At 40.0% G+C, this 25,710-nt stretch carries 24 protein-coding genes; 16 read left to right on the top strand and 8 right to left on the bottom strand.

Annotation, left to right across the window (positions count from 1 at the left end; all coding sequences use genetic code 11):
* Positions 1–28 precede the first annotated feature (28 nt).
* Positions 29–1,504 carry a bifunctional phosphoribosylaminoimidazolecarboxamide formyltransferase/IMP cyclohydrolase gene (purH, locus tag ACNF42_RS04375; protein WP_443339337.1) on the bottom strand — a complete coding sequence of 492 codons (1,476 nt, stop codon included), beginning with the start codon at positions 1,502–1,504 and terminating at the stop codon, positions 29–31.
* A gap of 135 nt (positions 1,505–1,639) precedes the next feature.
* Between purH and ACNF42_RS04380 the strand changes: the two genes are divergently transcribed.
* From ACNF42_RS04380 to ACNF42_RS04400, 5 genes are all read left to right on the top strand, one after another.
* Entirely contained in the window at positions 1,640–2,842 is a 1,203-nt protein-coding gene (locus ACNF42_RS04380; protein WP_443339339.1) for a methionine adenosyltransferase, read from the top strand.
* A gap of 50 nt (positions 2,843–2,892) precedes the next feature.
* Entirely contained in the window at positions 2,893–3,942 is a 1,050-nt protein-coding gene (locus ACNF42_RS04385) for a TRM11 family SAM-dependent methyltransferase (protein ID WP_443339341.1), read from the top strand.
* Positions 3,943–3,970: 28 nt separating this feature from the next.
* The gene (locus ACNF42_RS04390) at positions 3,971–4,765 is read left to right on the top strand and encodes an MBL fold metallo-hydrolase (RefSeq protein ID WP_443339343.1); all 795 of its coding nucleotides are present in this window, start codon (positions 3,971–3,973) and stop codon (positions 4,763–4,765) included.
* Positions 4,766–4,807: 42 nt separating this feature from the next.
* A complete protein-coding gene (locus tag ACNF42_RS04395; protein WP_443339345.1) occupies positions 4,808–5,314 on the top strand; it encodes a DUF367 family protein in 507 nt (168 codons plus the stop codon).
* Positions 5,315–5,380: 66 nt separating this feature from the next.
* Positions 5,381–7,777: a M1 family metallopeptidase gene (locus ACNF42_RS04400; protein ID WP_443339347.1), complete on the top strand. Its 2,397-nt coding sequence runs from the start codon at positions 5,381–5,383 to the stop codon at positions 7,775–7,777.
* A gap of 86 nt (positions 7,778–7,863) precedes the next feature.
* Here ACNF42_RS04400 and ACNF42_RS04405 read toward each other — a convergent pair whose 3' ends face one another.
* On the bottom strand, positions 7,864–8,376 hold the full coding sequence (locus tag ACNF42_RS04405; RefSeq protein WP_443339349.1) for a hypothetical protein: 513 nt from the start codon (positions 8,374–8,376) through the stop codon (positions 7,864–7,866).
* Positions 8,377–8,403: 27 nt separating this feature from the next.
* Entirely contained in the window at positions 8,404–10,743 is a 2,340-nt protein-coding gene (locus ACNF42_RS04410; RefSeq protein ID WP_443339351.1) for a valine--tRNA ligase, read from the bottom strand.
* A 58-nt stretch (positions 10,744–10,801) separates the two neighbouring features.
* On the opposite strand from ACNF42_RS04410, the gene ACNF42_RS04415 reads away from it, so the two are divergent.
* The 5 genes from ACNF42_RS04415 to ACNF42_RS04435 all read left to right on the top strand — a co-directional run bounded on the left by ACNF42_RS04415 (position 10,802) and on the right by ACNF42_RS04435 (position 15,699).
* Complete coding sequence (locus ACNF42_RS04415) at positions 10,802–11,224, top strand: hypothetical protein (RefSeq protein WP_443339353.1); 423 nt, start codon at positions 10,802–10,804, stop codon at positions 11,222–11,224.
* A complete protein-coding gene (locus tag ACNF42_RS04420) occupies positions 11,221–11,976 on the top strand; it encodes a D-aminoacyl-tRNA deacylase (protein WP_443339355.1) in 756 nt (251 codons plus the stop codon). Before ACNF42_RS04415 ends, ACNF42_RS04420 begins: the two co-directional genes overlap by 4 nt.
* A 299-nt stretch (positions 11,977–12,275) precedes the next feature.
* A complete protein-coding gene (locus tag ACNF42_RS04425) occupies positions 12,276–13,262 on the top strand; it encodes a pyridoxal-phosphate dependent enzyme (RefSeq protein ID WP_443339357.1) in 987 nt (328 codons plus the stop codon).
* On the top strand, positions 13,259–14,290 hold the full coding sequence (locus tag ACNF42_RS04430; protein WP_443339359.1) for an N-acetyltransferase DgcN family protein: 1,032 nt from the start codon (positions 13,259–13,261) through the stop codon (positions 14,288–14,290). Before ACNF42_RS04425 ends, ACNF42_RS04430 begins: the two co-directional genes overlap by 4 nt.
* On the top strand, positions 14,290–15,699 hold the full coding sequence (locus tag ACNF42_RS04435) for a metal-binding protein (protein WP_443339361.1): 1,410 nt from the start codon (positions 14,290–14,292) through the stop codon (positions 15,697–15,699). The genes ACNF42_RS04430 and ACNF42_RS04435 overlap by 1 nt, the downstream gene beginning before the upstream one ends.
* Here the strand turns inward: ACNF42_RS04435 and ACNF42_RS04440 are convergent.
* Positions 15,694–17,025, bottom strand: coding sequence for a glutamine synthetase family protein (locus ACNF42_RS04440; RefSeq protein ID WP_443339363.1), 1,332 nt, complete (start codon positions 17,023–17,025; stop codon positions 15,694–15,696). The genes ACNF42_RS04435 and ACNF42_RS04440 overlap by 6 nt on opposite strands.
* Positions 17,026–17,085: 60 nt before the next feature.
* Here ACNF42_RS04440 and ACNF42_RS04445 point away from each other — a divergent pair, with 60 nt between their 5' ends.
* Entirely contained in the window at positions 17,086–18,498 is a 1,413-nt protein-coding gene (locus ACNF42_RS04445) for an NAD(P)H-hydrate dehydratase (protein WP_443339365.1), read from the top strand.
* Between the two features lie 7 nt (positions 18,499–18,505).
* Positions 18,506–19,918 (top strand): AMP-binding protein, encoded by a 1,413-nt coding sequence (locus tag ACNF42_RS04450; protein WP_443339367.1) that lies wholly within the window; start codon positions 18,506–18,508, stop codon positions 19,916–19,918.
* Here the strand turns inward: ACNF42_RS04450 and ACNF42_RS04455 are convergent.
* Complete coding sequence (locus ACNF42_RS04455) at positions 19,907–20,338, bottom strand: PadR family transcriptional regulator (RefSeq protein ID WP_443339368.1); 432 nt, start codon at positions 20,336–20,338, stop codon at positions 19,907–19,909. The two genes, ACNF42_RS04450 and ACNF42_RS04455, sit on opposite strands and share 12 nt — an antisense overlap.
* Positions 20,339–20,482: 144 nt before the next feature.
* Here ACNF42_RS04455 and ACNF42_RS04460 point away from each other — a divergent pair, with 144 nt between their 5' ends.
* Together ACNF42_RS04460 and ACNF42_RS04465 are read left to right on the top strand one after the other, a co-directional pair.
* Positions 20,483–21,640: a citrate/2-methylcitrate synthase gene (locus ACNF42_RS04460; RefSeq protein WP_443339369.1), complete on the top strand. Its 1,158-nt coding sequence runs from the start codon at positions 20,483–20,485 to the stop codon at positions 21,638–21,640.
* A gap of 1 nt (position 21,641) precedes the next feature.
* The gene (locus tag ACNF42_RS04465; RefSeq protein ID WP_443339370.1) at positions 21,642–22,157 is read left to right on the top strand and encodes an NOB1 family endonuclease; all 516 of its coding nucleotides are present in this window, start codon (positions 21,642–21,644) and stop codon (positions 22,155–22,157) included.
* Between the two features lie 17 nt (positions 22,158–22,174).
* Here the strand turns inward: ACNF42_RS04465 and pth2 are convergent, their stop codons facing one another.
* The 3 genes from pth2 to ACNF42_RS04480 are packed head-to-tail and all read right to left on the bottom strand — an operon-like array spanning position 22,175 to position 23,653.
* Positions 22,175–22,534, bottom strand: coding sequence for a peptidyl-tRNA hydrolase Pth2 (pth2, locus tag ACNF42_RS04470; protein ID WP_443339371.1), 360 nt, complete (start codon positions 22,532–22,534; stop codon positions 22,175–22,177).
* On the bottom strand, positions 22,528–23,082 hold the full coding sequence (locus ACNF42_RS04475) for a CDP-2,3-bis-(O-geranylgeranyl)-sn-glycerol synthase (RefSeq protein ID WP_443339373.1): 555 nt from the start codon (positions 23,080–23,082) through the stop codon (positions 22,528–22,530). Before ACNF42_RS04475 ends, pth2 begins: the two co-directional genes overlap by 7 nt.
* Positions 23,063–23,653, bottom strand: a complete 591-nt coding sequence (locus ACNF42_RS04480; RefSeq protein ID WP_443339374.1) for a CBS domain-containing protein — start codon at positions 23,651–23,653, stop codon at positions 23,063–23,065. Before ACNF42_RS04480 ends, ACNF42_RS04475 begins: the two co-directional genes overlap by 20 nt.
* Positions 23,654–23,764: 111 nt before the next feature.
* Here ACNF42_RS04480 and ACNF42_RS04485 point away from each other — a divergent pair, with 111 nt between their 5' ends.
* On the top strand, positions 23,765–24,526 hold the full coding sequence (locus ACNF42_RS04485; protein WP_443339375.1) for a hypothetical protein: 762 nt from the start codon (positions 23,765–23,767) through the stop codon (positions 24,524–24,526).
* 47 nt (positions 24,527–24,573) lie between these two features.
* Positions 24,574–25,542 (top strand): PhoU domain-containing protein, encoded by a 969-nt coding sequence (locus ACNF42_RS04490; protein WP_443339377.1) that lies wholly within the window; start codon positions 24,574–24,576, stop codon positions 25,540–25,542.
* The last annotated feature ends 168 nt before the right edge of the window (positions 25,543–25,710 follow it).

The following is a 25,710-nucleotide window of genomic DNA, read 5'->3' on the forward strand; positions in this document are numbered from 1 at the left end:
TCAAAACCGATTCTCAAAGTTTAAAAAATTAATGTAGAAAGACTCTCTTTCCTGTGAAGTAGAGCGAAATTTCATTTTTCCTGCAGGCCTCTATGACATCCTGATCCCTTATTGATCCGCCTGGCTGAATTATTGCTCCTATGCCTGCATGAGCTGCGACATCCACATTATCGCTGAAAGGAAGATATGCATCAGAGGCCATTATTGAACCCTTTGATTTTGCACCCGCCCTCTCTACGGCGATCTTTGCTGCCTGAACCCTTGACGTCTGTCCCGCTCCTATTCCAGTTGTCACACCGTCTTTGGCAAGGACTATGGCATTACTTCTGCAGTGAGCCACAATCTTCCACGCAAAGACGAGGTCTCTTTCACTGAATTTTTCCTTTTCATACACCCTTTCCAGTTTCTCAGGGGCTGCAGGTATTACATTCTGTTCAAGATAACCATTAAAAATGGTTCTTATTTTGTTCTCAGGACCCTTTCCGGAAAAAACTGCCATCCTCAGGTTTTTCTTCTTACCAAGTATGTTCTTTGCCTCTTCAGTAAATTCTCTTCCTATCAGGACTTCAACGAAAAGATCCTTGACTTTTGAAGCAACATTTTCATCAATTGTTCCGTTTATGCATATTACGGAGCCGTAGGCACTCTCCCTGTCAGCATCTATTGCCTTCTCAAGTGCCTCCCCATGATCCTTTCCAATTGCCGCCCCGCAGGGTGTATTGTGTTTTATAACAACGGCAAAAGGCTCTTCAAATTCAAGTGCTGTTTCTATTGCAGATGAAGCATCCATGTAATTATTGTAGGACATCTCTTTCCCGTGGAATATTTCCAGTCTTCCAAATTCCGGAATTTCATAGATATACCCAGTTTGATCTGGGTTTTCGCCATATCTGAGTCTTTTCCTGTTCTTAAGTACGATCATATCATCTGAAACCTGTTCTGAAGATTCCCCTGAAAGGGTTTCCCATATCATGCTGTCATAGGAGGCTGTAAGTTTAAAAGCCTTGATTGCAAGATATTTCCTTGTTTCATAGGATACTGATCCTTTGGAAGCTATTTGTGATGCAACTTCTGAATAGTCCTTTATGTCTGTTAATATGGCAACCCTTTCCCAGTTTTTTGCCGCCGCTCTTATTAGGGAGACTCCACCGATGTCAATATTTTCAACCATTACATCCATGTTCTTGTCCCTGTTACCGGCAAAATCGTACAGATTGCATATTACAAGATCGAAAAGAGGGTAATTTAAACTCTTTACCTCATCAACGTCTTTCTGAGAATCTCTTGCCAGAATTCCAGAAAAGATTGCAGGATGAAGCGTCTTAACCCTTCCATCAAGGAGATTTGTAAATCCTGTTAGAGAAGATATATCGATGGCTTCTATTCCCTTACTTTTTAAAAAATTACAGGTTCCCGAGGATGCGTATATCACATTGTTCTTTCCGGAATTTCTAAAAAATTCCACAATACCTTCCTTATTGGTAACGCTGACTAATATATTCATGTATCAGCAATGATTCTTTTCATAATATATTTATTATTACTGGAAGTAATTATTCATTTTGTAAAGTAATTTATTCTTTAAATTAACAAAACATTTTATAAAAAAGAATTCTTGCCTCCAAAAGAGGAATTATAAATGGAAAGAAACATAGCAATTGAATCAATCAAGCAGGTGCCGACATACAAAAGAGAAGTGGAACTTGTAGAGAGAAAGGGAATTGGACATCCAGACAGCGTCTCGGACGGAATTGCAGAGGCTGTAAGCAGAGAACTGAGCAAATATTACATTAAGGAATTTGGAAAGATACTCCACCACAACACGGATCAGGTAGAGGTTGTGGGAGGGCAGTCCTCACCAAAATTTGGAGGAGGAAGCGTTCTAGATCCAGTTTACATATTACTAAGTGGAAGGGCGACCACCACTGTTAATAATGAGAGGCTGCCAGTAAAATCGGTAGCAGTAAAGGCGGCAAAAAGATATCTTGAGAGGCAGTTCAAGCATCTCGATCTTGAAGGGGACGTAATGATAGACTCAAGGATTGGTCATGGTTCTGTGGATCTCAGGGATGTTTATGATACTTCAAAGCACAGGGCAAATGATACATCCTTTGGTGTTGGCTTTGCACCGTTCACTGACACAGAAAGGTTGGTAAAGGAAACTGAAAAATATATAAATGGAGAACTTAAATCCAAACTGCCTGCAATTGGGTACGATATTAAGGTGATGGGATACAGACAGGACAAGGTCATAAACCTTACAGTGGCAGCGGCATATGTAGATAAATACGTAAAGGACAGTTCTGAATATTTCTCTGTTAAGGAAGAACTTCAAAACCTGCTTGAAGATCATGCCAAAAAGGTCACAGATGAGAACGTGAAGATATTCATAAACACAGCAGATAAGGATGGAGATAAAATAACAAGCCACTATCTCACCGTGACAGGTCTCTCAATGGAAAACGGAGACGACGGATCAGTGGGAAGGGGAAACAGAGTTAACGGAATAATAACGCCCTATAAGCCTATGAGTATGGAGGCAGCAGCCGGAAAGAACCCTGTTACACATGTTGGTAAGCTTTACAATGTTCTTTCAAACAGGATAGCAGATAACATCGTGAAGGAAGAGGGAAATGACGTTCTCGAGGTCTATGTAAGAATAGTTTCACAGATCGGAAGAAGCATAGACAATCCGCACGTTGCAGACATACAGGTAATATATGCAGATAATGTGGATGAATCGAAGCATAAGAAAAACATAAGGGCAATAGCAGACAACCACCTGGAGCACATATTTGATCTTACCCAGATGTTTGTGGACGAAAAGATTCCCGTATTCTGAGAATAATGGGACAACCACCTTAATATATTTTTTTTATTTACTCCAATTAAATGGATAAAAATAATATAATAGACCATCTGATTTCCATCAGAGAATCCGGCAATATAGAAAATTCAAGAGAGATGGCAAATTCAATTTTAAGAGAAATGGAAGGGGAAAGTGAGTCTTCTGATCACTATTATATCATATCTGATTTGAGGAAAATAGTTGAATCTCAATCCCAGGAAAGGGCTTCCCACTATGCATCAAGGGCCATCAAATCTCTCACGGAGGTAAGAAAGGGAAAAATTAACGATATAGACCTTAACAGATGGCGTGAATATGATCACATAATCACAGACAGCCTCTGGATAATGGAAAAGAGGGAGAGATCGGGGTCTCACAACGCTGAATACTGGGGTAATTTCATTCCTCAGATACCCGCACAGATGATTGAAAGATATACCAGGAAAGGAGAGTGGGTTCTGGATACCTTTCTTGGCGGCGGAACCACACTTATAGAGTGCAGAAGAAAGGGGAGGAATGGTGTGGGCATAGAGTTATCAAAAAGAGCAGTGGAAATGGCAGAAAATAATATAAAAAAACAGGAAAATCCTGCTGGAGTGATTACTGAAATAATTCAGGGAGATTCAACAAAAATAGACTATGAAGAGCTTATGGAAAAAATTGGTATTAAGGAGTTCCAGATCGCATTCATTCATCCTCCCTATTGGGATATAATAAGATTTTCCGAAGAGGAAGGTGATCTTTCCAATGCACCTGCACTGGAAGATTTTCTTTCAAAAATAAGAATCGTAGGAGAAAAGGTCTTCAGGGTGTTGCAGAAGGGAAGGATGGCCATACTTGTCATCGGGGACAAGTATGATAATGGGCAGATCATACCCCTTGGTTTTTATTCAATGAAGGAAATGCTTGATTGTGGTTTCAGTCTGAAATCAATAATTGTGAAAAACTTTGAAAAAACAAAGGGAAAAAACAACCAGGAAGAACTGTGGAGGTACAGGGCCCTTGTTGGTAATTTCTTCGTCTTTAAACATGAATACATATTTGTGTTTGAGAAGAAACTTAAGGGCAGAAACTATAAAAAATCACAAAAATAATAATTGTATCCCCATTCTATACCATTATATGACTCAGGAAGAGAATTTTTTTGTGGCCAAGGATGGGCACTTTACCCTTGATCCTGGTGCCTATTTTGGAATAACTCCAAGGAATGTATGGTCAAGGCATTTTTCACTGAACGAACAGTACAGGGTTGAACTGAGGACCAACATTCCTGTAATAGAAGAAGAGGGGAGAGTATACCTCATAGATGGTGGTCTGGGAAGCGAACCTGATGAAAATACTGTGAAATGGTTTCAATGCAGAAAGGATCAAGACCTTATGCTTGAATTAAGATCGAGGGGCATAGAAAAAATTCACGGGATATTCCAGTCTCATCTCCATTTTGATCACATGGGGCATACATTCAGGGATTTTAAGGATGCACCAATCTATGTGGCAAACACAGAAATTGGCAATATGAAATATCCTAACGAGTTATCCAGGGGCAGTTACCTTCCATGGGACACATTCTACAATTCTGCAAACATAATACCACTCTTTGGCAACAGGGATATTGGAAATTTCAGTATCATAAGAACATCCGGGCACACGACCGGGCATCAGGCCATAATATACAGAAACCACTCCACCAGAATACTTTACGCGGGAGATATTATACCATCATCCTTTCACCTGAAGCCGTCAAGGATCACTGCCATCGATTCCATGCCCCTCAGCACATTGCAGATTAAGAAGGATCTTCTCAGAAAGGCCATTGATGAGAAATTGCTTGTAATCTTCTCCCACGACACAGAGCATTCAGGTGCATTCATAGGCGGTGACCCATCTGATCCAAAAGTTCTGGAATTTTATGACTGAATTATCCAAACTTTAAATTTACTGTGGAGATAATGATTTGAAATGCCTCAGATTCCCAGAATTGCCTACATAGATCTAAAACAGGACGATCCTAAAAAATCCACAATGCGAAAGCTGCGAGATTTGGGAATTTCTGTTGAAGTTTCCACAAGAAATATGAACAGATATATGATTCTCAGAGCTGATGCGAAAAATGTTATACTCCACAGGGATAATACTGTTGTTGAAAGGGGAATTCTTATTATAGAAGGCTCCTGGAAGAAGGGAGATCTCCTCTATAAGATTCATGGCAATGTGGAGAGAAAGCTTCCAATACTTATTGCTTCCAATCCCGTAAACTATGGAAAGAAGGAGAAATTATCATCAGCAGAAGCCCTGTGTGCAGCTCTTTTCATTACAGGATACAGGGATTTATCCAGATATGTAATGGGGAAGTTTCACTGGGGCCATACATTTTTTGAACTCAACGGAAATCTTCTTGAAGAATATTCTGGGGCTGAAAGCGAGGAGGAAGTGGAACAGATAGAGAGAGATTATGGTCTCTTATAGGTCTCCCTTAAATAAGATAAGGGTAAAACCAAATAAATTTAGTATTATGTGATTATTGAGATAAGCATGATGGAGAATAAGGCTGATTTTCAAAGTTATGATCTGGAAATGGAGATAGACGAAAGGGAAAAGACAATCAAAGGAGAGGTCAGGATTAATCTTGAAAACAGAGCAGAAAAACTGTATCTGGATATGGATGAAATAGAAGTGAATAGTTTGGAAATAGACGGAAAATCTTCTGAATTCAAGGTACTAAATGATGGGAAGATTCTTGAAATTCAAACAGGTACGGGAAGAAGAACAGTCACTTTGAAATACAAGGGAAAGGTTAATGAAAAACTTTCAGGACTCTATGAGGCAAAGTATAAGGAAGGTTCAATTCTTACAACCCAGTTCGAAAGTACTGGTGCCAGAAGAGTTTTTCCATGTGCGGATAACCCCTCTTCCAAGGCAATTTTCAATATAACACTAATAATAAATTCTGAACTTGAAGCTATTTCAAACATGCCTGTTGAATCTGAAAAAGTGAGGCCCGATGGAAAGAAAATTGTTAAATTCGTGGAGACTCCAAGAATGTCAACATATCTCATATATCTGGGAATAGGCAACTTCTCAACAAAGGAAGGGGAATCGGGAAGAACAAAGATTATATTGACAGCTCCAAGAGGGCATCTCACAGACTCAGATTTTCCCATAGAGATAACCTCTGAAGTTTTGAAGAGATTCAATGGTTATTTTCAGATAGATTATGTATTACCAAAGGTCCACATAATCTCAGTTCCAGAATTTGCAGCTGGTGCCATGGAGAACTGGGGTGCCATAACTTTCAGGGAAATATATCTCAATATAGACAAATCCACAAGCTTATCAACATACAAGGCCACGGCCGAGGTAATCGCCCACGAACTTGCGCATCAGTGGTTTGGCAATCTTGTCACAATGAAATGGTGGAACGATCTGTGGTTAAATGAAAGCTTTGCAACGTTCATGAGTTATAAGGTCATTCAGGAGATCAAAGGAAAATGGAACCCTGTGGGGGATCAAATATTCCTGAGAACAGAAGGGGCTCTGAAAAACGATTCATTCGAATTAACACATCCAATAGATGAAAAGGTAAATGACCCTTCAGAAATTGCAGAGATATTTGATGAAATATCCTATGGAAAAGGTTCAAGCATACTGAGGATGATAGAGACATACATGGGAGAGGAGAACTTCAGGAAGGGAATCGTATCATACTTGAACAGGTTCAAGTATTCCAACGCAGAAGGAAAAGATCTATGGAAAAGCCTTGAGGAAGAATCGGGAATGGAAGTTTCCAAAATAATGGAGGCATGGATAAGGAAAGAGGGTTATCCAATCATTCAAGCCCAGCTTTCCGGGGACAAGGTGAGACTGAAACAGGGGAGGTTTTACGGAACCGGAAAGATTGACTTCCAAAATATATGGCCAGTTCCAATGGTTATTAAACGAAAGAACCAATATGAAAGCATTCTTCTGGAAAAGGGAGAAGAGGAGATTGATGCAAGGGATATCGTATCATTCAATGGCAACTCTGCCGGCTTCTATCGGGTATTCCTTTCAGGGGAACTTTCCAATCATGTGTTGGCAAACTCAAAAATGATGAACGAGTTTGAGGCATACAATTTCCTTTCTGACAACTTTGCAATGTTTTCCGCCGGGCATATTGATTTTGTTCAGTATGACGAGAGAATGGGATCCCTATGGGACAGGGAGGAACCACTGGTAATAAGGGAAATATCCAGGGAACTTGATCTTCTTTTCACACTGTCAAGAGGAGGAAATATAATAGGAAATAGAATTGAGGATTTCTACCAGAAACACAGAAACATGAAGAGTGAAGATCCGGAAGATCCAAACGTAAAAATAGCCTATAATGGAATGCTGGCACTATATTCCAGGGCTGGAGAAGGCTATAGAAGGGAGCTGGCCTCAAAATTTGAGAGATTCCTTGATGAAGAACCTGAAGCGAGAGCCATGATAGGAAGGGCCTATGCAGCAGAGGATGGCAAGGCAGAAAAGATAATTGAAATAATGGAAAAGGCAAAGAATGACGAAGACAGAGTGAAACTTATCGCAGCCCTGGGTTCTCTGAAAAGGAGAGAGGAACTGGAAATTGGATTTGAATTCGTGATGAAGGGGGGAATAAAGAAGCAGGATCTTCCATCCTATTTCCTGAGTCTTGGCACAAATATATATCACAGGGAATTTTTCAACAAAAGTTTCAATGGGATAATGGGAAAGTTGGAATCCGTATTCGAAGCATCCAGAACCACGACCAGAACTGTTGAGAATACACTGCCATTCACAACACTGGAAGATGACCATATTCTTGAAGAGATTGGTAGTGCCCCTGAAATGGCAAAGTATGAGAAGACTATGAAAAGGGTCAGGGAAATCAGAAAAATATATCAGAATGTGGCAAAATCAATATTTCAATGAACATCAAATTATTTTTCATCATCCCAGTTATTTTCAAAATATCTATAAGTGAATTTAAATTATTTCTCCTCTGATTGTGATAAATTTTATCTGTATTTTTCAGACTGTCTGGTTTTCTCCCTTCTTCCCATATCGAAGTGGTATATGAGCAGTATAATGCCAATAACCAGTACAGTAAGACCCAAGTATGCACCAGCTTCAAGATAGTACGGAAGTGTACCAAGATGAACACTTATACTTGAACTTTTATTGCCTCTGTTCAGTACGTAAAGATGCCATTCTCCACTCTGGGTGGCCACCATAGACTTTGACACTCCCGACCCTGTAAAATTTGCTTCGAGAAATTTTTCCCCGTTCGGAGATTTGAGGTATGTGGTAAAATTATTGGACGTATTGCTCCTCACCTCAACTGTATAGCTTAAGGGTTCCCCTGCAGAGGTGTTGATTGAAAATATGAGTGGCGAAGAATTTGTGGAATCCTGGTTAGTGAAACTGTTGATTGTATTGTAAATACCAAATATGGAAACACTGAAAACTACCACTGACACAACCAGAAGTATGATGCCAATTTTCAGTGCGTTTTCACTCCTAAGAAACATCTCTAAACCATATCTCCATGCTAATATTTATTTTAATACTTCTATTCTTTCACTTTCAGATTGCCTGAACACAATATTATCCTCTCTCAGGGTTTTCCTTATTATGTTAATTTGAAGATCATCTGGCATTTTGGAGGTTTCAACAGAGAAGCCACTGTAAGTCTCCCTTGTTGATTTCAATCTGCTCCTCTCCTTTCTTATTTTTTCAATCACATCAAGAACTCTGCCGAATTCATTATAGTCTTCATCAAAGCCACCTACAACTTCAGGCCATCCTGCAGAGTGAACAGATTCCTTCATTCCAAGCATACTGTAAGCCTCTTCTGTTATGAATGGGGCAATAGGTGCATACATCTTCATTATGGCTGATGCGAATTCCCTGGCACAGGCACCTATCTCACCTTTCTGTTCTTCTGATCCGTTCTGGGAGTAATATTTAATCATTTCAAGGTAGTTGTCGCAGAAGTTCTGCCAGAACAGGTTGTCAATTTCCAGTCTTGCTTTTGAGATCTCAAAGGAGTCATATGCCATCTGAACCTTTTCAATTGTTCTGTCCACTGCGGCTCTCATCCAACGGTTGAATGGAAGTGTATACTTCCTCTCATTTGAGCCTTCCGGAAGGGATGATACAAGCTTTATTGCGTTGTATATCTTCACCACAGTCCTCTTACCTCTGACCAGTTCCTGATCCCTGAGGTTAATATCTTCATAAATGGATGATGAAGTTGCCCAGAATCTTGTGGCGTCTGCCCCGTATTTTGCAATTATCTCCTCTGGATATACAACATTTCCCTTGCTTTTACTCATCTTCTCCCCTTTGGAATCAAAAACATTTCCACTGATTATGATTTCATTCCAGGGTATATTGCTGTAATGAATCAATGATCTGTATATGGTGGTGAAAGCCCAGGTGGTAATTATATCGTGACCCTGGAATCTTGCGGACATGGGGTAGTGATCCTTAAGGTTTGCATGATTCATTGCAAGAGTAGGTGATATGGATGATGTAAACCAGGTGTCGAGAACATCCCTCTCCGGTGTTAGATCCTTTGAACCGCATTTACTGCATTGTAGATCATTTTCAAGCCTTGGATCAATGGGCAATCTTTCCTTTGGAGGAATAACCACTGAATTGCAGGAATTACAGTAGAACACAGGGATCGGAATTCCCAGAATCCTCTGTCTTGATATGCACCAGTCCCACTTCAGGCCCTCTATCCAGTTTTCATACCTTACCCTCATGAATTCGGGATACCATTTAATCTTCCTTCCCTGTTCAATCAGTTCATCCTTAAGATCCAGATACTTGAGGTACCATTGCTGGCTCACGCCTATTTCTATTGGAGTTCCGCATCTTTCGTGAGTATTGACTGAGTGTGTAATTTTCTCTCTTTTTACTTCATAGCCTTGCTCTTTCAGTACCTCCTTTATCTTCCTTCTGGCATCATCAATTTTCATTCCTTCCAGAATGCCCCCGTCACGAATGTGACCGCGGTCGTCTATTATTTCTTTTAATTCCAGATCATGGTCTTTCCAGATCTCATAATCGTTCTGATCTCCGAAGGTACATATCATTTCAGCTCCAGTACCCTTATCCATTAAGACTCGTTTGTCGCTTATGAGCGGTACCTCCCCGCCATATATTGGAATCTTAAACTTAACACCCTGCATCTCCCCAATCCTTTTGTCCTCAGGATTTACTGCAATTGCCACGCATGCAGAAAGCATTTCCGGTCTCGTTGTTGCTATTATGATCTCCCTGTTGTCCTCTGACTTAAATCTCAGATATACAAAATCGGTCTCTCTCTGGGAATCTTCCATTTCAATCTGGGATATTGCTGTTCTGCAGGTTGTGCATTTTACAGTCATTCCGTATTCCCTGTAGGCCCTTCCCGAATTATACAGGTCCAAGAACATAGTCTGTGCAATTTTCCAGGATTCCCTGGAATAGGTATTATAGGCATTATCCAGATCCGCGCTCATTCCCACTCTGCTGAAGAAAGCCCTCATTTTTTCAATTGCCTCACCAGATACTCTTGTGCATGCTTCTATTACTTCATTTAATTCCATTTTGTATGTGTTTATCTTCAGTTCTTTTTCCACGAATCTCTCTGTGGCCAGACCATTATTATCAAAACCAAAAGGATAAAAAACTCTGAAACCTCTCATTCTCTTATATCTGGCAATTATGTCCTGATGTGGATATGAATAGGCATGGCCCATGTGCAGTGAACCAGAGACAGTTGGCGGCGGAGTGTCTATGGAAAATATCCTTCCTTTTCCTTCATTTTCAAACTTAATGTGGTCCCGTTCCTTCTCCCATGCCTTTTGCCATTTTGTCTCCATCTGTTCCACATCGAAATCCATAGGAAGCTAATTTAAAACTTTTTAAAACACTTTCCCTATATGGGTTCAATGTGATAGTATGCCAGATCAGGAAGAGGTAATTATAAGGGAAATGAAGAAGAGAAATACAAATCTCAGAAAGGATTTTAGCCAGCTTGGCAAAAAAACCAATCATGCAAATATCTCAATGATAGTTGATGAGATAATTTCAGCTATGGAAAAATACTCCTCATGCCTTGAAAAGAGAGGCACCTCTGTTATTCTACCAAAAAAGGAGGACCTTGGAATCTCTCTCTTCAGGAAAGTTAAGGATCCGGATCCTGAGAGTTTACAGAGTGTTTTGCTATATGTATCAGGAAAACTGATGAATGAGGTTGAAGAGGACAAAAACCTTACAAAGGATATGAAATCTGAATGTATTGATACCTATATTGACGGTCTGGAAAGCTTAAGAATTCATATTGAACATCTTTATCACAATCTGGTGGAGAAACAGTTATGAAAGAAAAAATCGCATTTATAGGAACAAAGAGTGACGATGCCAGTTATACCATATACAACTATTTCCTTTCCAGGGACACTCAGAAGGAGAGATATTATCTTGTGGATGGAAGACTACCCTTACTTGCAGACACTGAAAGTATAGTTGATCCAAAATATGACATCATTGTATTCCTGAGCAGGCATTCCTCTGAAAAAAAAGTTAATTCACTGACTGTTCATCCTGTTGGAAATTTTAGCAGAGCTGACCTTGGGGGCAGGGAAGGTGAAATATGCCCATCTTCTCCTGAAATTCAGACTGCTATGTTAAGAAAGATGATAGAATTGTACAAGGGGGAAAAATATCAGGTAACCTTTGAGGCAACCCATCATGGCCCATTGACTCAGAGACCCATAATTTTTGCGGAAATCGGGACTGAACCGGAAAACTGGCATGATCCGGAGGCACTGGCCATCCTTTATGGGGGTGTTACACAGTTTGAGACCCATAACTACAATAACTATGTGGCAGCAGGGGGTGGCCATTATGCTCCAAAATTTTCTTCATATGTTGTGGATAACAGGGTAAACATAGGCCATATAATATCAAAGTACAGACTTGAAGAGATCACTGAAAGGGAAGTAGAAATGGCTGTTGAGAAAACACCTAAATGCAAAGGATTTATTGTGGATAAAAAGGGTACAAAGTCTGACGGATATGCCAAGATTAAGAATGTGGCAGCAGAAAAGGATCTGGAAATAATAAATATTTAATATTAAATTATAAGTATAATCAATATTATATTTAATGTAATGGCAACAGAGCCCTTGATAAATAGAATATACAATTTTTTTACGAATTTCAGCTAAATTACGCCATTATGAGAAAATCAGCATTTTTTATATTTTCACAATCATTAATTATAATATTATATTTTCATATATTTAATTACTTAAATTTCTAACTATATTCACTGATGAATTTTTATATTTTCAATGAAACTCAGGTTCCGCATTTAATATTTTTTTACAAAATTTTAACACATCTTTATATACTAATTTGGAATTCCTTCTTGACCATAAAAGGTCCGGTGAAACAAATAATGGAATTGATTTTGGAGGAAGAAAAACCTCCCGGTTTGACCCCTCTCTTCAGGGCAGTTAACATTGAGAAAGCTCTGAAGCTAAGGAACATTTTTTTCAAGTATGAAGGGGCGTCACTGACGGGAACTCAGAAGGATCGTATTTCAAGACTTCATGTGAAGAGGGCCATTCAACTTGGCTATGATACAATATCTGTTGCAACGTGCGGCAATTACGGGGCTTCCGTAGCGTACTTTGCAATGCAGATGGGCATCAGGGCTGTTGTTGCCACACCCTCATTTTACACAGGAACAAGAAATAATGAGATATATGAACAGGGAGCAACCCTCATCACCAAGGAGATGAAATATGAAGATCTTGTGGAATATATGAAGTATAAGTCCATGGACGAAAACTGGTATGATTGCAGTCCGGGTTCAGTCAATTCCTGGGTAGATATGCTTGGTTATGAATCAATAGCCTATGAAATTGTGGCTCAGATGGGACATGCACCAGCCTATGTGGCCTGTCCTCTGGGCAATGGAACCACTCTGGCAGGAATATACAGCGGATTTAGAAAAATGTACAGGGCTGGAAAGATAAACAGTGTACCAAGGTTCATTGGATCTGGTACATCCCTTGGAAATCCAATAGTGTATTCATGGAAGCATGGTTACAAAAAAATTCAAGAACTGGAACCATCAAGAATAATAGAGACAGAAACCAATGAACCTCTTGTGTCATTCAGAGCGCTGGATGGACAGAAGGCCCTGAACGCCATATATGAATCAAAGGGAGTGGCAATTGGTGTAAATGATCAGGAGATGATCAAATTTTCACGGCTCATAGGATATATGCAATCCCTTCAGGTGCTACCTGCATCTGCTTCAGCACTTTCTGCCGCCTATAAACTTTTGAGAAACCGGAATTATAATGGGGATGTTGCCATTATCCTCACTGGGCGTGGTCACGAGTGAAAAAGGCAGCAGTACTGGCTGAAGGCTTTCTGGGAACCACCTATGGAAAGACCGCCAACGGTCTGTGCAGATTTACAACAAGATTTGATGTCGTTGCAGCTATAGACAGCACAAAAAGGGGTTTGCCCATTGGCGAGGTCGTCCCAAGAGCCCATGATAAGATAAAGATTGTTGGAGATGTCAGTGAGGCAATCGACCTTGGCGCTGAAACCATGGTGGTTGGAGTTGCAACTGATGGCGGTTTTCTTCCGCAAAACTACAGGCCAATCATAAGAAAGGCCATTGAATCGGGTATGGATATAGTAAGTGGACTCCATGAGTTCATAAGCGATGATCCGGAATTTATCAAAATAAGTAGAGATAGAAATGTATCCATAACAGATGTAAGAAAAATGTTCATGAACAGGAGAGACTTCTACACGGGAAGAATAAAAGAGGTCAACTCAAAGAGAATTGCAGTTCTTGGGACAGACAGTGCCATTGGAAAGAGAACAACTGCAGTGTATCTGAATGAATCCATGAAAAGGCTGAATCACAGGTCAGTTATGATTGGAACCGGGCAAACAGCATGGATGCAGGGATTTCCATACACAGTGGTTATAGATTCTATGATAAACGATTTTGTGGCAGGTGGCATTGAAAGTGCCATACTCGAGGCCTGGGACAGGGAGCACCCTGAATACATGTTCCTCGAAGGCCAGGGCTCAGTTCTTCATCCTGCATATCCGGGAAGTTTTGAAATAATAGCAGCCGGAAAACCTGACGGAATAATTCTTCAGCACGCACCTTCAAGGGTAAATTATGATGGTTTTGATATACCAATTCCACCACTGGAAAAATTTATAAAAATACTCAGGTTGCTTTCAGACAGAGAAGTTATAGGAATTTCCCTGAACACTGAAAACATGGGTAAGGATCAGATTGGCGAAGAGATTGAGAAACTTAACAGGAGATTTTCAATTCCAGTATTTGATCCACTTGATTCTACTGATCCCATGGCAAGAGTAATAGAAGAAACGGTGAAGTAGTGGGTTATTCAGACAAAATAAGGTGTTTTTCAGAGGTTTCAATAAAGGTTGAAAAGTTTACAAAAAGAACCTCTGTTATAGGTATAAGAATAGGAAAACCGGATCTTTATTTCAGAATAATTTTTTCATACGACAAAGATGTTGAAAACACTGAGAATATGGCAGGTCTTGCTGGAGTGGCAGCAGTCCTGAATTACGCCCTTTTCATTGACAGAATAACACTTAATTTCCCTGTATCAGAGTCAGACAGAGAATTTATAAGAGAAATGGCGAGGATCAACAATACGGAGGTATTCGTAAACAGACTCTGCAGAAGGAGGTACGATTTCTTCAGGGACGATGTGATTCCCAAGGAAGAGGAGATAAACCAGTCAAATGCAGCAGGCTCAACAGAATTTTCCTTCAATTTCTCATATGATGATCCCTATTATGAAAAGGGAGAACGAGTGGCTGTGCTCTCGTCAGGGGGCAAGGAGAGCCTGATGACAACCGGGCTGATGGAGGAGATTGGGGAAAAGCCTTTGGCAATGTTCTTCAATGAATCGGGTGGTCACTGGAAACTTGCACTCCCATCCCACAGATACTTCACAGAAAATGGTATAGAGAGCCTCAAGGTCTGGTCAAATGTTGACAGATTCTATAACTTCATGAATCGAAATATGAAAATTCTAAAGGAAAGAGCTTTCCAGTGGGCAGATGATTATCCTGTGCAGCTCTTTACCTTTCCAGTATACCTGATCTCATTCATTCCTGCTCTTGTAAAATATGGCATAGGCAATATACTTATGGGAAACGAGTTTGATGATCCTCTGGAAGAGCCTCCCTTCAAGGGAATAAGGCACTACTATGGTGTTTATGATCAGACACCAGAGTTTCAGAGAAGGTTTTCAGAGTATCTCAGTCATAAAGGCATCCAGGCCACACTCTGGTCCGCAGTGTATCCCATCTATGGCAGTGTCGTGGAGGATATCCTTGTCAACAGATATCCAGATCTTTATTCCTTACAGAGGTCATGCCATTCATGCCATTATGACCACAATTCTAAGGTGGTACCTTGCGGAAAATGTTCAAAGTGTCTTGGTGTGAGATTGTTCATAGAGTATGCCCGTGGCGATCCACGTACTATTTTTTATCCTGATGCAGGGAATCTTCTTGATCTTGTGGAAAGGGAGAGGCTCAAGCTTGATCCCGAGGAGCTTAGCTGTATGATTGAAGGTATAAAAACAGGCAATTTCAACAAAAAAACCCATGTATCTGGCATACACCTTCTTCCTGAGGAAAAGAGTGTATTTTCTCAAATACCTGAAAAGTTCAGGGAACCGGTTGGAAATATATTAAAAAAGTATACTTCGGGATGCTGGAAACTTAAAAATAATGGCTGGGTTCAGACTGATTGCGAACCCTCATAGTATATTCAGGTACCTTTCTATTTCCCATCCCGTAACTCTTGACCTGAATTCATCCCACTCCCTCTGCTTTACAGTCAGGAAATTGTTGTATACATGTTCACCAAGTATATCTCTCATTACCTTGCTCCCTCTTAGATGGTGAAGGGCTTCACCGAGACTCTCAGGCATTGAATATATGCCATTTTTTATTCTCTCTTCTGGAGTCATATGAAATATGTCCCTTTCAGCAGGTTCGGGAAGTTCAAGTTTTTCCTCTATTCCCTTAAGACCCATTCCCAGAACCGTGGCAAACTGCAGATAGGGATTTCCGGCTGGATCAGGGCATCTTAATTCTATTCTCTTCCTCATATTCTTTCCCGCCGGTATTCTTATGAGTGCAGTCCTGTTTCTGTTTGCCCATGATATGTATACAGGGGCCTCATATCCCGGAATAAGCCTCTTGTAAGAGTTAACCCATGAAGCAAGTAATGAGGAACCTTCATTGATATATTTGAGTATTCCAGCTGTATATTGCCTTGCAAGTTCACTCAGTCCATACTGGTTTGATTCATCATAGAAGAAATTCTTCTTTTGATCCTTTGCCATTATGCTCTGGTGAATATGCATTCCTGAACCATTAACACCGTTAATGGGTTTTGGCATAAAGGATGCATAGAGCCCATGATTTTCAGCGGCATTTTTTATAACACTCTTCAGAACTGTAATTCTGTCCGCCATTGTCATTGCAGGCGCATAGCGGAGATCTATCTCCTGCTGTCCCCAGGCAACCTCGTGATGGGCAGCCTCAGGTTCATAGCCCAGAAGACGAAGATAGGTCAGTATCTCCTGTCTTATCTGTGAAGCCTTGTCGTTTGGTGTGTGATCAAAATATCCCCCATAATCGCCAGGTTCATTTATGGGATTTCCATTTGAATCCCTCTTGAAAACAAAGAATTCAAACTCAGGTCCTACAAAGAACTCCATGTTCCTTTCCCACACTTTCTTCAGGTTTCTTTCAAGAACGTACCTTGGATCACCCTCAAACCTTGTTCCGTCCGGAGTGTAAATGTTACATATGTATCTTGCAGTGTTACCCTGCGACGAATAGGGATACACAGCATAGGTATCAAGATCAGGAACCGCTCTCATATCAGATTCCTCAATCTGTGCATATCCTGCAACTGAACTGCCATCAAAAACAACACCCTCATTCAGGGCATCTTCAAAACGGTTTTTTGGCAATGTGACAGTTTTCACAATTCCCTGTATATCAGTAAACTGCATATGCAGGAAATCTATCTGTTCCTTCCTGAGTCTCTCAAGGCTAATCTGGATCTTATCTTCCATGGAATTGACTTATGGGAATGCGCATAAAGTTTTTTCTATGACGATAACCTATAATGTGTCATGATGGATTTCGAGGAGAGCAAAAGAATCGATTTCAACTATCTGGAAAAGCACAAAGATCTATTTCCACTGATGAGAAATGCAGGAAAGGCAGTCTACGAATCAATTAAGGACTTCTATGGAGGTGGAAAAAATGTGCTCTTTGTGTGCGGCAAGGGAAATAACGGGGGAGACGGTCTCATTGCGGCATCTCTTCTCAGCTACGAAAACAGAGTCAGAATTCTATTATTCGCATCTCCTGATGGACAGGTATCTGAAATGGCTTCAATGGCCATAAAGGAAATGAAAAATGCTTCAATAATCAAAAATCCATCAAAGGAAGCAATAAAAAATGAACTTTCATGGGCCGAAGTCATCGTGGATGCAATTCTGGGAACTGGTGTAAAGGGTAAAATGAGAGAACCATACGCCTCGGTAATTCAGGAGATAAACAAAACAGGAAAACCTGTCATATCGGTGGATATACCATCAGGCCTTGGTTCGGATGTTGCAATAAAGCCAAAGATAACAGTAACCTTTACAGATATAAAGGAAGGCATGAACGAATCCAATTCCGGTGAAATTGTGCTCAAGGATATTGGTATCGAAAAATCTCTCATAGAAAATGCCGGTATTGGAGAAATGGTCTTTTTCCCAGCGTACTCACCGGATACCCATAAGGGACTTAACGGTAGACTCCTGGTAATTGCAGGCTGGGAGCATCATGGTGCAGGGATTTTTTCATCACAGGCAGCCCTGAGGGGACTCCCTGACCTTGTTGAAATTCTTGTTCCTGAAGAAAAGTATGAAGTATTTGCTGGAAAACTAACTGATCAGATGGTGTCCCTCTACAGTGAAGATACAATGAAGAAACTGATAGTAAAGTCAAATGCAATTATTGCCGGGCCTGGAATGGGAAAATCCTATGATGCAGTGAAGGCAATGGAATATATTATAAAATCAGGAAAGCCAACCATTCTTGACGCAGATGCCATACGTCTTACGGGTGAAGGCGTGATACCAGTTATGGAAGGCGCAGTTTACACGCCGCACAGTGAGGAATTTAAGACACTCACGGGTACTGAAGCCAGTAAGGAAAATGCAGTGAACTTTGCAAGGGAAAATAAATGTGTTATTTTGCTAAAGGGGAGAGAGGACATAATTACCGATGGCAAGAGGACCATAATATCAAAGGGAGGTACACCAAGGATGGCAACCGGAGGAACTGGGGATGTACTTGCAGGACTTACGGCCGGACTGATTGCAAGAGGAATGAAGCCATTCAGAGCTGCAGTTCTTGCATCATTTATAAATAAAAAGACTGCGGAATCCATTGAAAAGTTCTCCGGATACTGGTGGAACACCACAGATCTTGTGGACAATTTAGGACCAACAATGAAGGAATACTTTGATATAGTAAACAGAAAGGGATGAATTGAAAATGGGCAATGAAGAATCTTTCCGTTCTCCATCGGATATTCTGGAAAGTGTATCAAAGAATTATGAGAGTTATCCGGCAATTTTCTACGGTGGAAACGTTTGGAGTTACACCGATATAAGAAATATGGTTCGTTCACTTTCCTGGGCCATAATGGATAAATTTTCTGTAAAGAAAGGGGACATAATAGGAGTATGTCTCCCCCAGTCCATACAGAGCTTTCTTTCATATTATGCCATATGGAACAATGGTCTGGTTGCCCTTCCCATAGATTCAAAGATGCCGATAAGCGCCATAGATAGCATCATTTCAAGCGGAAAGCTATCTGGTATGATAACCTATGAGGGTCTTTACAGCAAAATTAACAGGGAAGACACCTCAAGCATATTTAATCTTCTTACTGATCCGGGCGATTTTCTCTCACATTTTCAGTCTCCATCAGAGGATTTCTTGCTCTACAAACCAAAGGGAACCCGACAGAGGGCAGTTTTTGAGGAAATATGTTATGGAAACGACAAGGAGCAGGAAAAAATTGATCCCTATACAGATTATGCAATTGCCAATATAATATGGAACAGATCAGGTTCATTCTCCCTTGTAAAATTCACCTATGGTGCGGTAATTGAAAGTTTCATTAAGGAGACCCAGAGGATACAGTCCAGGGAAAACTCCACATTTCTCCAGAACTATGAACCCTCCGATGCAGCTTCTGTGGTATTTTCCTATCTCTACCCCATGAACTTTGGGCACACAATAGCCATGGAGCACTTGAAGGAAGTTGAGGACCTGAAAAAGGCAGAGAAGAAACTGTCAATTGATGGCCATATTATCTTAAATGTTCACGCTCAGGCATCAGACTTTTTAAGAAACATTGAACAGAGGGAGAGAGATACCCTATCCCTTATATTTGCAAGAGGTAAAATTCAAGATGAAATTCTGTCATCCCTTAAGGAAAGAAAATCCTCTGTCTTTATGTTTCTATTTGATCAGCACTCCATGGTTCCCATATTTGTAAGGCAATCCTCAGAGGCAGGAAGGTTTGTGAAATTTTCCGATGATATGGAATTTATGAAAGTAGAATCAATCAATGGAAGAATTCACATAAAAGGCTCCTCAGTTGTTTCGGAGGATGGCAAGGAGGAAGAGATTACAAATCTTGAAATCGTAAACAATGAGCCACAGGAGATTATTTCACTGGATCAGGATCAGATGATTTTGGGGGGAAAAACATTTCCACTTTCCCATATGGAGAAAAAGATTTCAAGGGAGCTTGGTATGGATGATTTTAAGATCACTCTGGAAAATGGAAAAATAAAATTAATTTCAGGAGAAAAAATTAACACAAAGGATCTGATCAACCTTCTGGCTGATCATTTCCCACCGGAGCTTTTAATCCTTGTAAAATTACTCTCCTGATAATTTCTCTATTCTCTGGGCCAGTTTTATCAATTTTTCTCTGTTTTCTGTATATTTTTTGGATCCATTCTGTTTCAGTTCTTCCATGAAGGTAACAAGAGATGAAATCTCCTCAAGGGCATCCTCAAATGTTCTGGTGCCTCTTCCAAAGATACCATTTCTGAAGGTGAAATAGTTCTCTCCCTCATCAGTAAGTTCATACTTTCCATCATCCCTCTTCCTTATGGTTCCTTCGTCGATCATTTTCTCGAGCATCGGGTAAATAGATCCCGGGGAAGGTCTCCACATTCCAAGAGTCTGCTTCTCCATATTATCCATAATTTCTACGCCATTCCTTGGGCCCGAGCTCAGAACAAAAATAATCCATGTCCTCAAATCCTTTCTCTTTCCACCGAACATTCCATTCATCATGTTTATCATATCGGTTATTCGATATTGGTATATAAATATTGGCTTATTGATATTCCGTTGATTGACATATAAAATTCAAAATACTTATTATCCCTTTTTAAAGCTTTTAACATTTAATTAATAATTTGTTATATGGAATTGAGATGAAACATTATGGAAAAATCAGGTAATTCCAATGAACCCGTTGTTGCGAGGGGACTTGAAGGCATCCTGGCAGCCGAAACTAAGGTTGGTTTTGTAGATGGCCAGGAGGGTAGATTATCATACAGGGGTTATGACATAAACACTCTGGCTGAACAGAGTAATTATGAGGAGGTTTCATATCTTCTCATTTATGGTCACCTTCCAAAGGAGAAGGAATTTAAGGAATTCGTGGCAAAACTGAGAGAAGAGAGCGATCTGCCAGATGAAGTATACGATCTGATTAAGAAGCAGGCGGACAAGACTCACCCAATGACATCTCTGAGAACTGCCGTGTCCTATCTGGCAACATTTGACAGGAAAGAATCAGAAAGCGACTATAAGGATCAGGAGGAAATGGCCATAAAATTAATAGCAAAGATGCCAACCCTTGTAGGTGCAATACACAGGGTATATTCAGGTCAGGAGATAATTAAGCCTGATAAGAATCTTTCATACGCCCAGAATTTCTTCTACATGGCATTGGGAAGAAGACCTGATCCCATGGAGAGCAAAATGATGGATACAGCACTTATCATACACGCAGATCATGGAATGAACGCTTCAACGTTCTCCGCACTCGTAACCATTTCCACAATGGCTGATATGTATTCTGCCATAACTTCTGCAATATCAACTCTTAAGGGTCCACTTCATGGAGGAGCCAACGAGAGAGCACTGAAACTTATTCAGACAGTGGGAAGCCCCGAGAATGCAGAGAAGGTCCTCGGAGACATGATCGCAAGAAAAGAAAAGATCATGGGTTTCGGTCACAGAGTGTACAAGGTTTATGATCCCAGGGCAAAGATACTTAAACAGTACGCTCAATATATAACAGAGAAAAATAACAAGAATCTGTTCCTGACTGCCAGTAAAATTGAAGAGCTTATGATAAATAAGTTTGGAAGCAAGGGAATATTTCCTAACGTAGACTTCTATTCCGGAATGGTCTATTCAGCTCTTGGATTTAAGACAGAAATATTCACCCCAATATTTGCAGTAGGCAGGATATCGGGCTGGGTGGCAAGATCCCTGGAATACATACAGGATAACAAGTTATTCAGACCCAAGGCAAAATATGTTGGAGAAACCGGCCCTCTCAAATATAAACCAATAAACGAAAGAGAATGAGATGGGGGATGATATAAAACCACCAAAGGATCGGGAGACCATATATGTTCCCGATACCTCAGCAATTCTCACTGGAAAGATTGACATCCTCTCAATGCGTTGCGTTGTTCCTTCAGGTGTAATAAAGGAAATACGCAAGGGAAAAATGGGAAGGCTGATGGATCACGAGATGTGTGTTATTCGCATAATCGATCCAAAAACATCCTATATGGACAGGGTAAAAATGGCTGCCAGGGAGACAGGGGATCTACCATATCTGAGCCAGACCGATATGGATATAATTGCTGTGGCTCTGGAAATAGGTGGAGTCATAATATCAGATGACTATTCCCTTCAAAATGTAAGTTCAAAATTGAATATAGAATTTCAGGGTTGCGGTCTCGATTGCATAAAAACCAGAATCAGATGGGGATATGTATGCAAGGGATGCGGAGCCAAATACGAAGAGAAGCTTGAAAATTGCAGAATTTGCGGTCACAAGATCACAAGATATCCCCTTGACCAGGAAGAAAGATGAAATTTAAATGCCCGAAATCAGAGCAAGGGATACTTTGAAGTGATTCGATCAACAATCTCTGATGGGGCAGGTCCTATTCCTATACATGTAACACTACCAGGATCAATCTGGGTCAATCCTGCGTCAGTAATAACTGATGTATTCAACCCCTCCTGTTCACACTCATCCTTCAGTTTATAGAGTTCACTTAAATTTTGAAGCCTTATTACAACTTTTTTCTGCCCCTGTTCTGTCCACTTTTTGAACACTTTTTTGTTATTTTTCTGAGCCCAGAGAGCACAGTTAACGGCTGCATGAGATGCCTGTGCTGCTATCTTGCCCTTTCCCATATCCAGATCTTTTCTGACACCAATTACCATTTTCATTTCATCTACCATGGTACATCCTTCCATTTCATCTTATAGGCAAGTATATTCACTCCCCTGTGAAGAAGTGGCGTCAGAACAAGAATCAGAACTATGTCAATGAAATTTCCATACAGGGCAATGAAGAATTTTGTGGTTATTGCAAAGGAAAAGAGGAAGGCAAAAATTACGAAGGGCCACATATCAAGGAGATTTCCCTTCTGACCGCTCTTCATATTCAGTCTTCTCTTTATAAATGAACCTGCAAGATCTCCTGTGAGTGAACCCCAGGCAAGTGCAAATGGAACTGATATTATTGATACATCACTCAAATCATATGGGAAAAGTGAATAATAGTTTAAAATAAAATATATGATTATCCCAATTACAGTTCCAATGAAGATTCCCCCTATGTAACCGCTTATTGTCTTTCCATCTCCAAATATTCTGTTGCCATCTTTTAATGTCTTCCCAAAATCCATATGTCCGTAGCCACCAGTTAAAACGGCACCGGGATTGGCAGCAAGTGCCGGTATAAAGGCAATAATGCCCAATATGATTTCAAAGGCCAGGTTCTGCATAGTCTTCTACAGCCTTCAGTATATCGGCCTTGGTTATTATTCCTTTTAATGAGATCCCTTCCATTATGAGAACGGCATTTGAAAACCTCAGCATTGGATAAATTGCCGACACCGGTGTTTCCATTGGAAGCTGGGGTAGAGGCGCACTCATTACTCTCGAAACAGTCATCTTCTTCAGGGATTCTGGATTAACACCTCTTATGAGTAGTTCATTTATGTCAGATTCCGATAAAGTCCCCACAACTCTTCCGTCATCCGAGATTACGGGTATCTGAGATACGCCTTTCTCCTTCATCAGGTCAAGTGATCGGAGAACATAGTCCGATGGATTTGCGATAATAACATTTCTTGTCATTATCCTTGAGGCCACTATATCGATATTTCTTGTCCTTTCTGTATGTGAAGACAGATAGTTGTAAATTTTTTTCACGTTTTCATATGTAGGGTTGATATCTCCCTTCTCCATTCTTGCAATGTAGGATTGACTCAGACCACAGGCAGACGCTATCTCCTTCTGACTTATACCCAGGCTTTTCCTCATCTTTCCAAGTTCCTGAACGGAAGGCAACATGCAAGATTATTGCATCTTGGGTAATAATTTTACCCATATAATATGAAATGTTTGATTATTCAAGGTAATAGGAAACATTATTTTGAGTGTTTCAATTCCTAATTGATAAACTTGGTCGAACAAGAAAAGAGAGAAAGTGTAAGGGAGATCATAAAAAAGCATCAGTTGCCATTCTTCCTGATTATATCCATAGTGCCATCAGTTTTATTCGAAATACTTTTCATATTTATCGGTCTCTATGAACTCCTGTTTGCAATACCCCTGGTTATATTCATCGGAATTCATTACACGGGAATATGGGGGTTCAAAAATAGGCTAAAATACGGATTTGCCATTATAATCGTCCTTTTGTTCGCCATGGTTCTTATAATGACACCAATAACCTATCAGAGTCCTGGAATCCTGAAGTTTCAGACATCGGGAGATAGTTCCATAGAAATGGATATATCCCCATATAACGGGTACAGTCAAACACATCTCATTTACGCTAATTTCTCTGGACTGAACAAAAACACCACATACAAACCCGTCATTATAATAATCGGTGCATCATCTCTGTCCAATGTGAGTTATTATGTGATGAAAAACACAACAGCCCCTGAAGGCTATCTTAATGTTTCTCACACATTTAACAACATACCAGAAGGCCAATTTTTCGTTGTAGTCAATCTTAACACAACCAAGGGAAACATAACCACAGGTTTTATAAAAGGTCCAATAAATTCGAACATTTATAGTTACGGCACCTATTTACTATATAGTTATTCATTTTTATTCATACTACTATTGGGAATAATCTATATAGCCGGTCTGCTAGTGGCAAGGAGTCTCTCAAACAGTGCAGCTTACAGACGAGAACATATGCATAACTGAACTATGTAATCTCAAAAATTCTATATATGCGATACATATATCAACATATGACAATTGAATCAAGGAGAGTGCAGCTTACAGGAGGTTCCACATTTATTGTATCACTACCTCAGGAATGGATAAGGAAAAATGGAATGGGAAAGGGAAGTCTTGTAAGCATGGACATAAATGGTGACAATCTAACCATATATCCTGGAGAAGAAAAGAAAAAAGAGGTTGTAAGAACCATGGAGATTAATTCCTCGGTTTCTGATGATTTTTTGCAGAGATCAATGATTTCAATATACATATCTGGTTTTGACACACTGATCATTAAGTCATCAACATACCTTTCTCAGGGCGTGAAGGATATTGTGAAGAAATTCACACGGCTTGTTATGGGCGTTGAGATATTTGAGGAAAGTTCAAGATCAATAGTCCTCCAAAATGTTCTCGATTCAAATTCCTTCCCTCTTTCCAATGCATTGAAAAGGATGATAATGAATGTTCAGAATATGTTTCAGGACACAATTAAGGCTGTGGAAAGTAATGAACCAGAATTAATAGAAAATATAATATCCAGGGATGATGAAGTAGACAGATACCATTTCTATATAATGAAGGAGATTGGAAGTCATAGTGTTGAAGGTGGCGAGCTTACATTTTATCTCATATTCTCTAGAATTCTGGAAAGGATAGCTGACCATTCAGTTAATATATGCATATTGCTTAAGAATGGAGAGATTTCCTCAGGGGAAAAGAGGAAGCTGATCACAGATTTTATGAATTTTACAAACGAACTCCTTCAGAAATCCACAACGGCATTTATGGGTGCCGATCTTCAGACATTAAACGAAATTGTGAACAGTAAGAGGGAAATAGGAAGGATAAAGGCAAAAATGAGCGATAAAAGATTCAATGATGTGACCGTTTCATCAATAACTGAGGAGATATCACGAATAGGCCTTTACTCAACTGATATAGCTGAGATCACAATGGACAGGTATATTTACAGGAATCAAACGGTTAAAATTTAAAACATATAACGTGACTTTACATGGTTTATTTTTAATTGAACTTCCCAGTGGCTCTATTCCAGTTTGTAATGTAATTCAAGTTTAGGGTGCTAATTCATATTTTCTATTCCCAGGATTTTCATGGCATTGATACCACGTTCGTCCTGGGATGTCACCACCTTCCTTACC

It is taken from the genome of Cuniculiplasma thermophilum, from assembly GCF_052315355.1.
Classification (GTDB): Archaea; Thermoplasmatota; Thermoplasmata; order Thermoplasmatales; family Thermoplasmataceae; genus Cuniculiplasma.

What these genes read in the sequence shown, in the direction of transcription:
- purH (WP_443339337.1), bottom strand. Translation starts at nt 1,504, where the DNA reads ATGAATATATTAGTCAGCGTTACCAATAAGGAAGGTATTGTGGAATTT.
- ACNF42_RS04380 (WP_443339339.1), top strand. Translation starts at nt 1,640, where the DNA reads ATGGAAAGAAACATAGCAATTGAATCAATCAAGCAGGTGCCGACATAC.
- ACNF42_RS04385 (WP_443339341.1), top strand. Translation starts at nt 2,893, where the DNA reads ATGGATAAAAATAATATAATAGACCATCTGATTTCCATCAGAGAATCC.
- ACNF42_RS04390 (WP_443339343.1), top strand. Translation starts at nt 3,971, where the DNA reads ATGACTCAGGAAGAGAATTTTTTTGTGGCCAAGGATGGGCACTTTACC.
- ACNF42_RS04395 (WP_443339345.1), top strand. Translation starts at nt 4,808, where the DNA reads ATGCCTCAGATTCCCAGAATTGCCTACATAGATCTAAAACAGGACGAT.
- ACNF42_RS04400 (WP_443339347.1), top strand. Translation starts at nt 5,381, where the DNA reads ATGATGGAGAATAAGGCTGATTTTCAAAGTTATGATCTGGAAATGGAG.
- ACNF42_RS04405 (WP_443339349.1), bottom strand. Translation starts at nt 8,376, where the DNA reads ATGTTTCTTAGGAGTGAAAACGCACTGAAAATTGGCATCATACTTCTG.
- ACNF42_RS04410 (WP_443339351.1), bottom strand. Translation starts at nt 10,743, where the DNA reads ATGGATTTCGATGTGGAACAGATGGAGACAAAATGGCAAAAGGCATGG.
- ACNF42_RS04415 (WP_443339353.1), top strand. Translation starts at nt 10,802, where the DNA reads ATGCCAGATCAGGAAGAGGTAATTATAAGGGAAATGAAGAAGAGAAAT.
- ACNF42_RS04420 (WP_443339355.1), top strand. Translation starts at nt 11,221, where the DNA reads ATGAAAGAAAAAATCGCATTTATAGGAACAAAGAGTGACGATGCCAGT.
- ACNF42_RS04440 (WP_443339363.1), bottom strand. Translation starts at nt 17,025, where the DNA reads ATGGAAGATAAGATCCAGATTAGCCTTGAGAGACTCAGGAAGGAACAG.
- ACNF42_RS04445 (WP_443339365.1), top strand. Translation starts at nt 17,086, where the DNA reads ATGATGGATTTCGAGGAGAGCAAAAGAATCGATTTCAACTATCTGGAA.
- ACNF42_RS04450 (WP_443339367.1), top strand. Translation starts at nt 18,506, where the DNA reads ATGGGCAATGAAGAATCTTTCCGTTCTCCATCGGATATTCTGGAAAGT.
- ACNF42_RS04455 (WP_443339368.1), bottom strand. Translation starts at nt 20,338, where the DNA reads ATGATAAACATGATGAATGGAATGTTCGGTGGAAAGAGAAAGGATTTG.
- ACNF42_RS04460 (WP_443339369.1), top strand. Translation starts at nt 20,483, where the DNA reads ATGGAAAAATCAGGTAATTCCAATGAACCCGTTGTTGCGAGGGGACTT.
- ACNF42_RS04465 (WP_443339370.1), top strand. Translation starts at nt 21,642, where the DNA reads ATGGGGGATGATATAAAACCACCAAAGGATCGGGAGACCATATATGTT.
- pth2 (WP_443339371.1), bottom strand. Translation starts at nt 22,534, where the DNA reads ATGGTAGATGAAATGAAAATGGTAATTGGTGTCAGAAAAGATCTGGAT.
- ACNF42_RS04475 (WP_443339373.1), bottom strand. Translation starts at nt 23,082, where the DNA reads ATGCAGAACCTGGCCTTTGAAATCATATTGGGCATTATTGCCTTTATA.
- ACNF42_RS04480 (WP_443339374.1), bottom strand. Translation starts at nt 23,653, where the DNA reads ATGTTGCCTTCCGTTCAGGAACTTGGAAAGATGAGGAAAAGCCTGGGT.
- ACNF42_RS04490 (WP_443339377.1), top strand. Translation starts at nt 24,574, where the DNA reads ATGACAATTGAATCAAGGAGAGTGCAGCTTACAGGAGGTTCCACATTT.